The sequence below is a fragment of the Nocardia acididurans genome (assembly GCF_016741815.1).
In the GTDB taxonomy this organism is placed as follows: domain Bacteria; phylum Actinomycetota; class Actinomycetes; order Mycobacteriales; family Mycobacteriaceae; genus Nocardia; species Nocardia acididurans.
On sequence record NZ_JAERRJ010000008.1, the window covers coordinates 251,562 to 265,242 of the forward strand.

Annotated in this window: 14 protein-coding genes and 2 pseudogenes; 7 read left to right on the plus strand and 9 right to left on the minus strand. The window is 67.3% G+C overall.

The genetic code is table 11. From position 1 onward, the window contains the following. Positions 1 to 91: 91 nt before the first annotated feature. The 3 genes from JK358_RS22160 to JK358_RS22170 are packed head-to-tail and all read right to left on the minus strand — an operon-like array spanning position 92 to position 1,756. On the minus strand, positions 92 to 931 hold the full coding sequence (locus tag JK358_RS22160) for a helix-turn-helix domain-containing protein (protein WP_201949734.1): 840 nt from the start codon (positions 929 to 931) through the stop codon (positions 92 to 94). After that, a complete protein-coding gene (locus JK358_RS22165) occupies positions 928 to 1,437 on the minus strand; it encodes a DUF6879 family protein (RefSeq protein ID WP_201949735.1) in 510 nt (169 codons plus the stop codon). The genes JK358_RS22160 and JK358_RS22165 overlap by 4 nt, the downstream gene beginning before the upstream one ends. Next, positions 1,427 to 1,756: a hypothetical protein gene (locus tag JK358_RS22170; RefSeq protein ID WP_201949736.1), complete on the minus strand. Its 330-nt coding sequence runs from the start codon at positions 1,754 to 1,756 to the stop codon at positions 1,427 to 1,429. Before JK358_RS22170 ends, JK358_RS22165 begins: the two co-directional genes overlap by 11 nt. A gap of 189 nt (positions 1,757 to 1,945) precedes the next feature. Here JK358_RS22170 and JK358_RS22175 point away from each other — a divergent pair, with 189 nt between their 5' ends. Further along, positions 1,946 to 2,383, plus strand: a complete 438-nt coding sequence (locus tag JK358_RS22175; RefSeq protein ID WP_201949737.1) for a hypothetical protein — start codon at positions 1,946 to 1,948, stop codon at positions 2,381 to 2,383. A 1-nt stretch (position 2,384) separates the two neighbouring features. On the opposite strand, the pseudogene JK358_RS22180 reads toward JK358_RS22175, so the two are convergent. The 3 genes and pseudogenes from JK358_RS22180 to JK358_RS40680 form a co-directional block, all read right to left on the minus strand. Further along, a pseudogene (locus JK358_RS22180) lies at positions 2,385 to 3,729 on the minus strand (acetyl-CoA carboxylase biotin carboxylase subunit). Continuing rightward, positions 3,726 to 4,361: an acetyl-CoA carboxylase biotin carboxyl carrier protein gene (locus JK358_RS40675; protein ID WP_372440701.1), complete on the minus strand. Its 636-nt coding sequence runs from the start codon at positions 4,359 to 4,361 to the stop codon at positions 3,726 to 3,728. Before JK358_RS40675 ends, JK358_RS22180 begins: the two are co-directional and overlap by 4 nt. 180 nt (positions 4,362 to 4,541) lie before the next feature. After that, positions 4,542 to 4,943: pseudogene (locus tag JK358_RS40680) on the minus strand (ATP-binding cassette domain-containing protein); the annotation flags it as partial. A 131-nt stretch (positions 4,944 to 5,074) separates the two neighbouring features. Here JK358_RS40680 and JK358_RS22190 point away from each other — a divergent pair. Further along, complete coding sequence (locus JK358_RS22190) at positions 5,075 to 6,049, plus strand: PDR/VanB family oxidoreductase (RefSeq protein WP_201949741.1); 975 nt, start codon at positions 5,075 to 5,077, stop codon at positions 6,047 to 6,049. A 53-nt stretch (positions 6,050 to 6,102) separates the two neighbouring features. Next, on the plus strand, positions 6,103 to 6,795 hold the full coding sequence (locus JK358_RS22195; RefSeq protein ID WP_201949744.1) for a DUF8020 domain-containing protein: 693 nt from the start codon (positions 6,103 to 6,105) through the stop codon (positions 6,793 to 6,795). 72 nt (positions 6,796 to 6,867) lie between these two features. Here the strand turns inward: JK358_RS22195 and JK358_RS22200 are convergent, their stop codons facing one another. Then, the gene (locus tag JK358_RS22200) at positions 6,868 to 7,743 is read right to left on the minus strand and encodes a hypothetical protein (RefSeq protein ID WP_201949747.1); all 876 of its coding nucleotides are present in this window, start codon (positions 7,741 to 7,743) and stop codon (positions 6,868 to 6,870) included. 213 nt (positions 7,744 to 7,956) lie between these two features. On the opposite strand from JK358_RS22200, the gene JK358_RS22205 reads away from it, so the two are divergent. After that, positions 7,957 to 8,808, plus strand: a complete 852-nt coding sequence (locus JK358_RS22205) for an NAD(P)H-binding protein (protein ID WP_201949766.1) — start codon at positions 7,957 to 7,959, stop codon at positions 8,806 to 8,808. A 64-nt stretch (positions 8,809 to 8,872) separates the two neighbouring features. On the opposite strand, the gene JK358_RS22210 is transcribed toward JK358_RS22205, so the two are convergent. Beyond that, positions 8,873 to 9,190 (minus strand): PepSY domain-containing protein, encoded by a 318-nt coding sequence (locus tag JK358_RS22210; RefSeq protein WP_201949776.1) that lies wholly within the window; start codon positions 9,188 to 9,190, stop codon positions 8,873 to 8,875. Positions 9,191 to 9,347: 157 nt separating this feature from the next. Between JK358_RS22210 and JK358_RS22215 the strand changes: the two genes are divergently transcribed. The 3 genes from JK358_RS22215 (at position 9,348) to JK358_RS22225 (ending at position 12,471) form a co-directional block, all read left to right on the plus strand. Beyond that, a complete protein-coding gene (locus JK358_RS22215) occupies positions 9,348 to 11,210 on the plus strand; it encodes a Na+/H+ antiporter (protein ID WP_201949779.1) in 1,863 nt (620 codons plus the stop codon). A 163-nt stretch (positions 11,211 to 11,373) separates the two neighbouring features. Then, positions 11,374 to 11,787 (plus strand): hypothetical protein, encoded by a 414-nt coding sequence (locus JK358_RS22220; protein WP_201949781.1) that lies wholly within the window; start codon positions 11,374 to 11,376, stop codon positions 11,785 to 11,787. A gap of 57 nt (positions 11,788 to 11,844) precedes the next feature. Beyond that, positions 11,845 to 12,471, plus strand: a complete 627-nt coding sequence (locus tag JK358_RS22225; RefSeq protein WP_201949783.1) for a TetR/AcrR family transcriptional regulator — start codon at positions 11,845 to 11,847, stop codon at positions 12,469 to 12,471. Positions 12,472 to 12,593: 122 nt separating this feature from the next. Here the strand turns inward: JK358_RS22225 and JK358_RS22230 are convergent, their stop codons facing one another. Further along, positions 12,594 to 13,163, minus strand: a complete 570-nt coding sequence (locus JK358_RS22230; RefSeq protein ID WP_201949787.1) for a hypothetical protein — start codon at positions 13,161 to 13,163, stop codon at positions 12,594 to 12,596. Between the last annotated feature and the right edge of the window lie 518 nt (positions 13,164 to 13,681).

A 13,681-nucleotide genomic window follows, 5' to 3' on the forward strand; every position in this document is an offset into this window, starting at 1 on the left:
GCAGGTAGGCGGCGGCGATGAGGAGGGATTTGAGCATGTGAGCGGCTCCCTGTCCGAGGACGGATTCGCGTCTGCCGCACAGTATTTCAGATCAACCTGCGGTGCGTTCGCCGATCAGGGTGCGGATCAATGAGCGGGCGGGGTCGCCGGCTACGGATTGGCTGGTCAGGATGTCGAAGGCGCGACCGTATACGGCGATCTCGCGGGGCTGGGTGATCGTCATTTCGGCTGTGACGTTTTCTACCATCACCATTTGATTATCGAACAGGGTGAAGTTGGAGAGGGGCACCTGGTATCTCGACATGCTGGGGATGATTCCGATCGTCACTCTCGGCATACCCATGGCGGCAAGCAGTCTGTCCATCTGACCGAGCATTATTTGATCGCTGCCAACGGTTGTTCGGATGGCTTGCTCCGCGATGAGGAAGTGGAAGCTGTGGTCACGCCGGTAGAGAACCTGCTGGCGCTGGAGGCGTTTCGACACACCTGCTTCGATGTCGTCTGGAATGCGATGGAACTCCACTACGCGTCGGAGAACCTCTTCGGCGTAGTCGGCTGTTTGCAGCAGCCCTGGAATCAGGTAAGGGTGAAACACCCGCATGAACTGAGTCTCGGATTCGATTCTCAGAGACGCGTGCTGACGTCTCTTCACACCGGTGCCGAGCACACGGCGCCACTCCAGGTAGGCGCTCTCGATATTGCGGGCGGTCGCGATCAGGTCCGCGACCTGACCCTCCGATCGCGTATGCGCGCACCACGTTCGAATATCCGCGTCAGTGGGTCTGGTCTTCCCGTACTCGATCTTCGAGACCTTCGTTTGATGCCATCCTGCACGGTGTGCCAATTCAGTCCCCGACAGACCTGCATCCAGGCGAAGCTCTCGGAGACGAGCCCCGAGAGCCTCTTTCGCCTCATCCAGTGAATCCGTCACCGCTCGGAGTACTCCGACAACGGAATCGCCATGGACCACACCATCGTCTTCACCGCGTGTACGTACTCCACGATATGAGGATCCGTTGTCACTGCGGCTCCCATCCAACGGTTGGTCACCGGCTCGAAGACGGTGAAGGCGACTACCCGGTCGTCGAACATCCACCAGTCATCTGTTGTCAGGCCACCGGATTCGACGAGATGGCGCGGGAGATACCGTATGTCTTCGCCGGCTTCTCTGTTCAATTCTGCGACGTGCATGGCGTACCGCGTGTAGTCGTTGTGCGGGACGCTCACCACGCGAGCACGATTCACGGACACCCCTCGTCCGGTAGTTTCACGGATGTGTATCAGCCAGGGTTGAAACCATCCGAAATCCTGCGGCTCCCCCGCCAAGAACTTCTTCAGCGGCTCGTAATCAGAGGTGTAGTAGGAGTCCTCGACTTCGAGGTGGAATGCTTCGTGCTGCGCTGCGCGAAACAGGTCGAGAAACGATTCATCCTGCACTAGCAGCACCGTAGAAGGTCCTTTCGAACAAGGGAACTTCGATGCACGTTTCGTCGGGGTAGATATCCGTGCTCGCCGATACCTCGAGGGCAGCGACCGGCGCACCGGACAGGGTGAACGTACCCCGGCCCGTGTCGTTGAGCGTGGCCCCGATGAAGGTGTCGGACAAAGTGAACCCGAGCAGCAGATGTGGAATCTCGACAGTGTTCGGATCGTCGGTTTTCCACCCCTGAACCACATAGGTGTCGTGATCGGTGGCGAAGAGACTCGGGCACCCACCCCCTTCGGTGCCACCCTTGCCAAGGAACCGCAGCCACATGATGAGACCTCCGTTCGATTCCAAGCGCGAACATGCTCGCGCAGAACCGATTATCCCCTGCCGATTCCGCATCTGTATGCAGTTCAGAGAATTCGAGCATGCTCAAGCATGAACATGGACCGCTCCAACGACCACCCCCTACCGTGAGGGTCCGGCACGCGGCCGACGATCTGGGAGGCAGGGCTCGAAATGGATTGGAGCAAAAGACTGTTCACCTTCGCGGGCGGATTCTTGGAGACCAACGCCTACGGCGACGAGTCCGATCACACCGGCGTCTATTTCGAGCACTACGGCACCGGGTACCAGGAGGACCGCCAACCGGACGCGGTGAGGATTCGTTACAAGCCAACTGCTCTCGGCTATATCCGCACCGATGTATCGGGCATCGCGCAACTCTGGGACGAGGCCCAGGTCCGGGCCACAGCTGCCCGTCTCGGGTATGACTTCGCCGAGATGGTTGTTTACGATCCGCGATCGGGCAGGCCGCCATTCGCCCGTTTGAAGTATCAGGCGACCAGGCTCGCGGCTGAGGCTGTAATCGTGCCCAGCCCGGATCATTTCGAGGGCGGGTGTGTTCCCGAGTCGTTGGGGAAGCGACTCGAGGTGATCACTGTTTGGCCCGGGTGAGTCAGGTAAGGGTGGCGATCATGGCGGTGTCGTGTTCGGCGGAGCGGAAGCGGGGGTGGTCGAGGAGGGTGTGCAGGAAGTCGGCTGTGGTGGTGACGGTGGGGCCGGTGATGCGGAGTTCGGTCAGGGCTCTGCGCATTCGGGCGATGGCGGTGTCGCGGTCGGGGCCCAGACGATCACTTTGGCGAGGAGGGAGTCGTAGAGGGCGGGGACTCGGTAGCCGGGGGTGATGTGGGTGTCCAGGCGGACGAAGGGGCCGCCGGGGAGGGTGCATTCGGTGAGTTCGCCTGGGGTGGGGGCGAATTCGCGGGTGGGGTCCTCGGCGTTTATTCGGCATTCCATCGAGACGCCGGTGGGGGTTATGTCGGCTTGTTTGTGGGTCAGGGGGTTGCCTGCCGCTATGTGGAGTTGTTCGGCTACCAGGTCTATGCCGGTGACCATTTCGGTGACCGGGTGTTCCACCTGGAGGCGGCAGTTGACTTCCATGAAGTAGAAGGCGTGGGTGGCGGGGTCGAGGAGGAATTCGAAGGTGCCTGCGCCGATGTAGGAGGAGGCCAGGGCGCCCTGGACCGCCATGGCGCCCATCTCGTCGACGACTTCAGGTGGGACGGCGGGGGCCGGGGATTCTTCGACCAGTTTCTGGTGGCGGCGTTGGAGGGAGCAGTCGCGGGCGCCCAGGTGGATGACGTTGCCGTGGTGGTCGGCGAGGATCTGGATTTCCACGTGGCGGGCGGATTCGAGGTAGCGCTCCACGTAGAGGCGGCCGTCGCCGAACACCGAGAGGGCGGCGGCTCGGGTGCGGGCGAAGGCGTAGGGGAACTCTTTGGGGTCGCGGACTATCGACATGCCTCGGCCGCCGCCGCCCGCTACGGCTTTGATGATGACCGGGTAGCCGATTTCGGTGGCGAAGGCGGCGGCCGCAGCGGGGTCGGTGATGGGGTCGCGGCTGCCGGGGAACAGGGGGAGGCCGGCGTCGAGCATACGGGCGCGGGCGCGGGATTTGTCGCCGAGTTCGGCCATCACCTCGGCGGGGCAGCCGATGAAGGTGATGCCTTCCGCGGCACAGACTTCGGCGAAATCGGGGTCTTCGGAGAGGAAGCCGTAGCCGGGGTGGATGGCGTCGGCGCCGGACATGCGGGCGGCTTCGATGATGCTGGGATGTGCAGGTAGGAGGATTTGGCGGGGCCGGAGCCGATGCTGATCGCCTCGTCGGCGAAGCGGACCACGGCGCTGTCGGCGTCCACCGCAGTGTAGACGGCTACTGTGCGCAGGCTGAGTTCGCGGCAGGTGCGGGCGACGCGCAGGGCGATTTCGCCGCGGTTGGCGATCAGGACTGTGGAGATCACCGGTCGGCCTCGCGGAACAGGATGAGGGGCTGGCCGTATTCGACCGATGTCGCGTCGGGGACGAGGAATTCGGCCACCAGGCCCGCGCGTTCGGCTTCGACGGGGATCATCATCTTCATAGCCTCGACGATGGCGACCTGGCGGCCGGGGGTCACCGCGTCGCCCTCGTCGACGAAGGGTTTCGCGCCGGGCTCGGGGGCACGGTAGAAGACGCCCACGGTGGCGGCGCACAGCACGAAGGTGCCGGGCTCGGCCGCCGACTGGGGCAACACTGTTGTGGCGGTGCCGTTTTCGACTGTTGTGGCAGTGCCGTTTTCGGCGGGACGAGTGATAGCCGAGGAAGCGGGCTCCGCGAGGGTGCGGGGTGTGGTCGTCCCTCGACCGGGTGCGGCGGCCCCGCTGCCGTTGGCCCGGGCATCGCTCGCGACATGAAGATCGGACAGTGCGATCTCACCGTGCGGCCAGGTCACCTCGATCTGCAGGTCGCCCGCCGCCACACGCACCGACAGCGGCGCGCGGTCGACGCGAGCCGCCAGGGCGAGCACGCTGTCGGCCAGGACCGCGACCAGCTCTGTGACGTGATGGGCTGTCGCCACACCGTTGACCGGGAGGTTGTTGGTCGGAGCGCTCATCGCGCATCCTCTCTGCTGGAACGCTTGTCGGCCCCGGCCACGGTGGGCAGCAGGCTGTCCGCACCGAAGCGGCGGTACCGGGCGTGACGGGCGGTGATCAGGGTCATCTGGTCCTGCGGGAGCAGGTCTTCCAGGCTCCAGCGTCGAGGCCACCTCACGCACCTTGACGTCGATGTCGGCGCGGCGCTGCCGCCGCGAACGCAGCGGGAAGCCGATGTTCTTGGCCACGGTCAGATGCGGGTAGAGCGCGTAGCTCTGGAACACCATGGCCAGATCGCGATGCTGCGGCGGCGCATCGGTGATGTCGTTGCCGTCCAGCAGGATTCGCCCGGCGGTGGGCTCCTCCAGGCCGGCGATCAGGCGCAGCAGGGTGGATTTGCCGCAGCCACTGGGGCCGAGCAGAACCAGGAATTCGCCGTCGGCGATATCGAGCGTCACGGCGCTCACCGCATCGGTCGCGCCGAATCGCTTGGCCACCGCGTCGAGGTACAGCCGTGCCACCACTCGCTCCTTCGGGCTGTCGGGTCGCCGGGCGTTGTGGCCCGGCACAGATGTGACGGCCTCAGTCTGGGACGGGCGCATCCGTTTGCGGGGTGGCGATAGACAACGTCAATCGGTCGTATCGAGTCGCCGTCGTCGACGTGTGGGAACGTTGCCGCTCGGTGAGGGTGGATGCCGACGACGGTTCGACTTTCCAGGCGGAGGTGCCGGACATGACCGAGTTGGCGCAGGACCCCAGGACGACCCAGACGACCGGAACGACCGAATTGACTGTGCGCGTGGCGAACCGGCGCGACGAAGCCGACGGCGTGTTCACGCTGGAGCTCACCGCACTCGACGGCGGGGAGCTGCCCGGCTGGGCCGCGGGCGCGCATATCGATGTCGAGGCCGGTCCGGCCGGCGTCCGGCAGTACTCGCTGTGCGGTGATCCCGCCGAGCGGGACCGGTGGCGGATCGCGGTGCTGCACCAGCCCGGCGGCCGCGGCGGATCGGCGTATCTGCACCGGGCCGCGACCCCCGGCTCCGAACTGCGAGTATCTGTGCCGCGCAACAACTTCGAACTGGTGACAGCGCCGGAGTACGTGTTCGTGGCGGGCGGGATCGGGATCACGCCGATACTGCCGATGATCACCGCCGCCCGCGCCGCCGGAGCGCGCTGGCGATTGTTCTACGGTGGCCGCACCCGCGCGCACATGGCCTTCGCCGATCGCCTCGCCGCGCACCCCGAGGTGACGCTGCTGCCACAGGACAGTGACGGGCTGCTGCCGCTCGCGCGGATCCTCGACAGCGCCGGGGCGGCCGCCGTGTACTGCTGCGGACCCGAACCACTGCTGGACGCGGTCGAAAAGGAATGTGCCGCACGGGGTTGCACCGTCCACATCGAACGTTTCACCCCCCGCACCGTGACGGCCGCCCCGAACCGTGCGTTCGAGGTGCGCCTGGCCGGATCCGGCGGCGTCTACCGCGTCGGGGAACGCCGGTCGATCGCCGACGTGCTCATCGCCGCCGGAATCGACGTCATCACCTCCTGCCGGGAGGGCACCTGCGGCACCTGCGAAACCGCGGTCGTCTCCGGCGAGATCGACCACCGCGACTCGGTGCTCACCGCCGCCGAACGCGAGCGCGGCGACACCATGATGCTGTGCGTGTCCCGCGCGCGCTCCGAGGTGCTGGTGCTCGACCTCTGACCCCCGAACACGTTGTCCGGCAGTCGGACAGCGCATGAGAAGAAAGAACAAGGATGAGGAAAACTGCTGCGGCGTCCGCGCTGCTCGCCGCCGCGCTGTGCACCACCGCCGGCGTCGTGGACGCGGCCCCGTTCGCCACCGACACCGGCGTGATCAACTACGCCACGACCAATACCGAGACCCACACCATCATCCGCACCGATGGCGGGTCCATGGTGGTCGAGGACGGTGTGTTCAAGGTCAAGGCCGCCGACGGCACCACCGTCGCGGGCACCGAACTGAAGTTCCGCGTGGACGATTTCGAGTTCCCGATCGCCGCGGACATCGCGGGCAACACCGCCACCCTGACCCCGGAATTCACCACCGAGAAGGCGGTCTACAAGCCGGTCGCGCTGCCCTACGAGGACCAGGCGCCGTGGAAGACCGACTACGAGCGTGAGCAGGCCGCCTGGTCTCGCCTGACCTCCACCATCTCGATGAGCGCCACCATCGGCACCCTGACCGGCGGCCTGGTCGGCGCCGGTGTCGGCTGCATCATCGGTGGCGCCACCATGGCAGGTCTGACCGGTGCGCTGTCGGCGATGTTCGGCGCGCTGCCCGGCGCGGTCATCGGCTGCATCGCCGGTATGGCCGCGATCGGCTTCCTGGGCACCCTGATCGGTCAGATCTTCGTCACCGCTCCGGTCGCGATTCTGGGTGCGGTGCAGTACTTCACCACCATCAACAACGGCACCCTGCGCAAGTAAGGGGAGCAAGCCCGGCGAACCTCTCGCCCGGGGGACGGGGACCCCGCCTGGTCTGCCAGGCGGGGTCTTCCCCTATGCGGTGCCGGGCCGGGCGCTGTCGTGGTCGCGACGGTCGAGCAGCACGATGTGCGGGGCCGTCACCGCGAGGTAGTCGAACAGATCCGTCCAGCCGTGGTTCAGACCCGCGGGCAGCGGGATCAGGTAGGGGTCCGTGCGGCTTTCGTGTGTGACATACAGCGTCAGCCTGCCCCTGTCCGTCTCGCCCAGACCCACCGCGACCTCGCGAATGGTGGCCCAGCCGATGTGATGCTGCCAGCCCTGCGCGCGCATGCCCTGCCGGTCGGCGACCAGAATCGTCGTGCCGCCCACCCTGTGCCGCAGCGCGCGCACCGCGAACACCGCCGAGGCGATGGCGAAAGGCGCGCCGTAGCCGGCCACGACCAGCAGGCCGCCGTCGCCGCTGCGCAGACCCTGTACGACGAGCACCACCGCGGCGGTCGGGAGCACGAGCAGCATCACCATTCCGACGGTGGGCCGCATACGAATTCGCAATTCGGCACCGGCCTCGGCCAGGGCACGCGCCGCCGAGGGCCGGGAATCGTCGGGGCGCACCCGCCGGATCGCCCCCGCACCGGCCCGGCGAATCAACCGATCACGCCGCCGCAGCAGCAGCTGTCCCCCGCCCCCGGCGACCACGAGCACGCCGCCGAGCGCCAGGGTGCTGCCCGCGTTCTCGTGATCCTCGCGCCGCTCGGCCAGTTTCGATTCATAGGTGAAGCTGCCGGAGCGGCTGAAGCACGCGTCGCCGTGCTGCATCACCTTTCCTTCGCAGGTGGGCGCGTCCGAGGGATCGGAGAACATGGCGAAGGCCCCGAAAGCGAGTGCGGCACAGCCCGCGAGCAGCGCGATCACGGTGAGCACGCGCACCGGTCCGAGCATCGACTTCATTGATTCCACTCCGCCCGCCACGAGCGCCGCGCACTCGCGCGGTCACCTTCCGGAGACCAACCATCACGCACGCCAGCCGGTCGGTCAACGCATTCCACGCGCGATTCGACCAGTACCGAAAGACCCGGGTCACCGCGACGGTGAGACGAACGCGTATGCGGGCGAGGCTTTCGACGATGTCACGGTCGAGCCCGCGACGGTTGACTTACAGACATGACAACGAACACCGAAAACCGCACCGCAGTCACCGTCCTCGTCACCGCCGGCACCGGCAAAGTGGGCCGTCGCGTCGCGAACGAGCTGTCCGCCAAGGGAATCGACGTCCGCATCGGCGCACGCTCGGCGCAGCTCCCGTTCGACTGGGACAACCGCGACACCTGGTCCGCCGTCCTCGAGGGTGTGGACGCCGCCTTCCTGATGTACACCCCCGATATCGGCGATCCCCGTGCGGCAGAGACGATTCGGGCCTTCAGCGCGCAGGCCGTGGCGGCCGGGGTGCGGCGGCTGGTGCTGCTGTCGGCGCGCGGGGAAACCCAGGCCGAGCCCGCCGAGGCGGCGGTGCGCGAGAGCGGCGCGGAATGGACTGTGCTGCAGGCGGCCTGGTTCAACCAGAACTTCGACGAGGGCGCGTTCACCGACATGATCCACGGTGGGGCGCTGGCGTTTCCGGCCGGACAGGTCCTCGAACCCTTCGTCGACGCCGAGGATCTGGCCGCCGTGGCGGTGCTCGCGCTCACCCAGGACGGGCACGCGGGCCACACCTATGACCTCACCGGTCCGCGTCTGCTGAGCTTCGGCGATGCCGTGCAGGCCATCGCCGCGGCCACCGGGCGCGAAATCCACTACATCCCCGTCAGCGGCCAGGAATTCGGCGCGGTCCTGAAATCCGAGTTCGGCATGCCCGATCCGGAGGTCGCCGGGATGATCGAGATCTTCGCGACCCTGCTCGACGGCCGCAACGCCCACGTCACCGATACGGTCCGCCGTCTGCTGGGCCGCGACCCGATCGACTTCGCCGACTACGTGCGCGATGCGAGCGCGGCGGGGGCGTGGAAGCTCGGCTGATCGTCCGGGTGCGGATGGTCCTCGGCCGGTGCGGTATTCAAGGTGGCTGCGGGCGCCGCCGGGGTCAGTCGGTGCTCTGCTCGACCGAGACGATCATGCCGGTGGCGGCGTCCACCTGGACCTCGTATTCGTCGCCGGTGCGGGTCAGCACTTCCACCTCCCAGGTCGGGGTGCCGTCGGCCATCTCGAGCTCGACCGATTGCACGGACGCGCCCTGCAGGGCCTGCTGGGCTGCCTCGAGGGCCTGCTGATCGTTGATGGTGACCTCCGCGGTGGGATCGGCCAAGGCCGGGGCGGCGGCCACGGTCACGCCGGCCACGAAGAATACGGCCGCCGACAGGCCCCGCAGGGTGGTGCGGGCGCGACGAGTGCTCGTCGTCATGGCGAAGCTCCTCTCTCGTTCGGTGATGTGTCGGGCCTTTCGCCACCGAGTTACCACCGATTCGCCGGAGCATGCGTATTGAAGCGGGACGTGTTCGGATGCTGGCTCGCCGGAGTCGGTGTGCGGTGGCGGGAAGCGGACCTGGCACGATGATCTTGTGGATTGGGCCTTCGGACTCGTCGTGCTGGTGGCGGGAGCGGTCGCGTTGGCGGCGCTGGCCCGCAGATTCGGGATAGGTGAGCCATTCGTGCTCACCGTGGCGGGGGTGATCGCCTCCTACCTGCCGTTCGTCCCCGAGGTGGATATCGAACCCGAGCTGGTGCTGCTGGGTTTGCTGCCGCCACTGCTGTACACGACGGCCATCCGGACCTCGCTGGTGGATTTCCGGCCCAAGAAGGTGTCGATCACGCTGATGGCGGTCGGGCTGGTGCTGTTCACCGCCTTCGCCGTGGGCGGTGTGGTGTATTGGCTACTGCCCGTGCCGTTTTCGGCGGCCGTCGCGATCGGCGCGGTGGTGGCCCCGCCGGACGCGGTGGCGGCCACGGCGGTCGCGCGCCGGGTGGGGATGCCGCGACGCATCGTGACCCTGCTCGAGGGCGAGTCGCTGTTCAACGACGCCACCGCGCTGACCACGCTGCGCACGGCCATCGCCGCCATGGCGGGAGCCGTCACCATGTGGGAGGCGGGCGGCGACTTCCTCACCGCCGCCGTCGGCGGCGCGGTCATCGGCATCGCGGCGGCGGCGCTGCTGGGATTCGTGCGACGGCGCATCACCGACCCGATGCTCGATACCAGTGTGTCGTTCCTGGCCCCGTGGATCGCCTACCTGCCCGCCGAGGAGGTGCACGCCTCCGGGGTGATCGCGGTGGTGACCTGCGGGCTCATCCTCGGGCACAAAGCGCCGCGCTGGCAGAGCGCGGCATCCCGGATCTCCGAGCACACCAATTGGCGCACAATCCAATTCATCCTCGAGAGCGCGGTATTCCTGCTCATCGGCCTGCAGGTGCGCCATATCGTGGAGGAGGCCTGGCACAGCGATCTGCCGCACGGGCGGCTGCTGCTCACCTGCGCGGTGGTGCTGCTGACGGTGATCGTGGTGCGGCCGCTGTGGGTGTTCCCCACCACCTATATGGCCTGGCATTTCGAGGGGAAACGGCAGGGCAAACCCAAACCGCCGCCCGCGAATATGGCCGTGGTGTCGTGGGCGGGCATGCGCGGTGTGGTGACGCTCGCGGCGGCCCTGCTGCTGCCCGAGGACACACCCGAACGCGCCACCCTGACCCTGCTCGCCGTGGTGGTGGTCGCGGGAACATTGCTGCTGCAGGGTATTTCGCTGCCCTGGCTGGTGCGGGCGCTGAAACTACGCGGCCCCAGCCACGGCGAGGATCTGCTGCAGGAGGCAAACCTGTTGCAGCAGGCCACCTCCGCGGGTTTGCAGGCGCTCGAGGACAACATCTCCGAGGAGACGCCGCCGGATGTGGTGCAGGCGCTGCGCAATCGGGTCGAGTACCGGGCGCGTTCGGCATGGGAGCTGCTGGGCCGCTCGGAATCCCAGCGCGTCACCCCCAGCGGCGAATACCGGCGGCTGCGGCTGGCCATGCTGGCCGCCGAACGCGAAACCGTGCTGGCGGTCAGGGATTCGGGCACCGTCGACCAGGAGGTGTTGCAGCAGGTCATGGCGACCCTCGATCTGGAGGAGTCCACCATCGACCGCATCGAGGAGGCCGCCGACGCCGGAGAACCCTTGGCCGCGCCCAAGACCGGCGGCTGCGAACATCTGCGCGAGGCCCCGCACGTGCGGACCCCCGACACCCCCGACGCGTGCGGCGAATGCCTCGACGAGGGCCTGGTGTGGGTGCACCTGCGCATGTGCCTGAGCTGCGGGCATGTGGCCTGCTGCGATTCATCGGTGGGCAATCACGCCACCAGGCACTTCCATCACAGCGGGCATCCGGTGATGCGCAGTGTGGAGCCGGGCGAGAGCTGGCGCTGGTGCTACGTGGACGAACTCCTCGGATAGCGGCCGAGTTACTCACGATTCCGGATGATCCTGAACCGCGGCGGCTTCCGTAACGAGTAGTCCGTTCCGGGCGTGTCGTTACCCCTGAACGCCGACACTCGGTGGTACGCGCCGGAATTCGGCGCATACCATCACACCGGAATTCCTTGAGGGGATGATCATCATGATCCGGTCCCGCACATCGGCATTCGCCACTCTCACCACCGCCCTGGCCGCCATCGCCGCGGCGCTGGTGCTCGCCGCGCCCAACGCCTCCGCCTTCGTGTGGAGAGTCGACGTCTCCCCCGGCCTCGCGGTCGGCCTGGGCACCTCGCAGTACGGTTCGGGCTGCTCCTACACCGTCACCGTGCAGGGCTGGTCCGGCGATCACGCCTGGCTCTACGACACCGGCGGCTTCGGCACCTTCAACCCGCAGACGGTGACCATCGGCTCCGACGGCCGCGGCACCTCCACCTGGACCCCGCACACCACCGGCTGGCACCGGGTGTGGGCCGATTCCTACTACGGCGGCGCGGGTTCGGACTGGATCAATGTCGGCACCGGCATCAATCTGGGCAGTGCCTGCGTGGTCCTGTAACCATCCACCGGTGCCGGTGTGCGCACGCACCCGGCGCCGGGCACTACCCTGGTCCCGGTGCAGACAGGCCAGCCTCCCTCCGACGCCGAACCCCGCATCTGGGGCGGAACGACCCTCACCGAACGCCGTGAGGCGCGCCGCGCCGCGCTGCTCGACGCGGCCCTGGATCTGATCGGCGACTCCGGCGCCGGCGCGGTCACCATGCGCGCGGTCTGCCGCAAGGCCAATCTCACCGACCGCTACTTCTACGAATCCTTCTCCAGCCGAGACGAACTCCTCGACGTCCTCTACCGCCAGATCGCCGACGAGTTCCTCGAGCCCATGACCGCCTTCGCCGTCGGCGACGACCCCACCCGCGACCGCGCCCTGTCCGAAGCCCTGGTCGCCAAGGTGCTCGAGGATCCGCGCAAATCCCGGCTGTTCCTGGTGGAGCCCTACTCCTCCACCGGCCTGGGGCAGACGACGATCGCGGTCATGCCCGCCTTCACCCGCCTGATCCAGGACCACCTGTTCTCCCACATCGACGACCCGGTGCGCCGCCGTGTCGCCGCGGTGACGATGGCATCCGGCAACGCGGGCATGTTCTCGGCCTGGCTCAACGGCACCCTGCGCGCCACCCGCGACCAGATCGTCGACCACCTGGTGGAGACCATCGCCGCCTACCGCTCCATGTATCGCGGCTGAGCGCTCAGTTGCGCGGGGCGGTGAGCCGCAGAGTGCCGACCGACGGGTCGCGCGCCACCGACAGCTCCGCCGGCGATCGAACCTGACCGTGCGGCGTCGTTGAACCGAGTTCGCCCCGCGTCCTATTCGGCCAGCGAGACGAGCGTCCTGTTCGCCGCATCCGGGGCCTCGCACGCCCTGCGCATGCTGAGCAGGGTGATGAATGGGCCGGCCTTGTCCACCTGGGGTTGTTCGGCGATGAGCTGCTGCATCAACGCGATGCCGGTGTCATCGTCGGTGTCCACGGTGCGGAAGGTCGCACACGTCATAGTCGAAACCTGGCTGACGTCCACAGCTGTCGAGGGGTCGACCGAGAGCGCCACACCGATGGCCTGATCGGCTTTGCCGTCGCCGGTGCAGTTCATCTCCGCCCAGCTGACCAGCATCGAACCCATCCGCCGGCCCTCTTCCCACTTCGGATTCTCCGCGACCACCTGAGCCAGGAGTGATTCCTTGTCGGACTGCCCCTTGGTCATGAACACCCCGCACGTGGTCTTCGACGCCACACCCAGGCCGGTGGTCCGATCCGCGGTGGTGGTCACGACGGAGCTGGTCGCCGACGGGCTCGCGGACTCCGTCGTTGCCGACGACCCACATCCGGCCAGCGTTCCGATGAGCGCGACGGCGACAACGGGCATGAGCGCGCGGTTCACAGTTGAATCCCCCTTGGTGCAGCAGATCTCGAAGCGATACTGTGCCGATCTTGGACGAGCACGAGCGTTCTTGTCCAATCACCCCGCCCCGTCGGCGATAACCCGCAGATCGATACGCATTGTGCGGCGGAGGGCCGGTGCCAGTCAGCGTGGTGGCAGGAACCGGTCGTACTCGCCCACACCGACTACGCAGGGAAGTGCGGCGTGCTCGGCCAGTAGCCGCGCCGGGAGGGGCCGCAGGAGCCACATCGCTGATGCCGCAGCAAGTTTCGGATCGACGGTGAGTCGAATGAAACCGGCTGGAGAGATCAGGGCGCGGGCTGCGTTTCGGGCTGACCCGGCGGCGAGGGTTACCGCCGCACCCAATGAATTTCCCACCAGCACGACGTCTTCGAGGCGCGGTCGCCAGGAGTTCATCGAGCACGCGGCCGTACCAGGGAAGCCGCGAACGGCGCGGCCGGTACGCATCGCTGAGCCCTGGCTGGCCGGGTAGATCCACGATCGCGGTCGGCCAACGA

Coding starts and splice junctions, on each gene's coding strand:
- JK358_RS22170 (WP_201949736.1), bottom strand. CDS start 1,756: ATGTGGCTGCGGTTCCTTGGCAAGGGTGGCACCGAAGGGGGTGGGTGC.
- JK358_RS22175 (WP_201949737.1), top strand. CDS start 1,946: ATGGATTGGAGCAAAAGACTGTTCACCTTCGCGGGCGGATTCTTGGAG.
- JK358_RS40675 (WP_372440701.1), bottom strand. CDS start 4,361: ATGAGCGCTCCGACCAACAACCTCCCGGTCAACGGTGTGGCGACAGCC.
- JK358_RS22190 (WP_201949741.1), top strand. CDS start 5,075: ATGACCGAGTTGGCGCAGGACCCCAGGACGACCCAGACGACCGGAACG.
- JK358_RS22195 (WP_201949744.1), top strand. CDS start 6,103: ATGAGGAAAACTGCTGCGGCGTCCGCGCTGCTCGCCGCCGCGCTGTGC.
- JK358_RS22200 (WP_201949747.1), bottom strand. CDS start 7,743: ATGAAGTCGATGCTCGGACCGGTGCGCGTGCTCACCGTGATCGCGCTG.
- JK358_RS22205 (WP_201949766.1), top strand. CDS start 7,957: ATGACAACGAACACCGAAAACCGCACCGCAGTCACCGTCCTCGTCACC.
- JK358_RS22210 (WP_201949776.1), bottom strand. CDS start 9,190: ATGACGACGAGCACTCGTCGCGCCCGCACCACCCTGCGGGGCCTGTCG.
- JK358_RS22220 (WP_201949781.1), top strand. CDS start 11,374: ATGATCCGGTCCCGCACATCGGCATTCGCCACTCTCACCACCGCCCTG.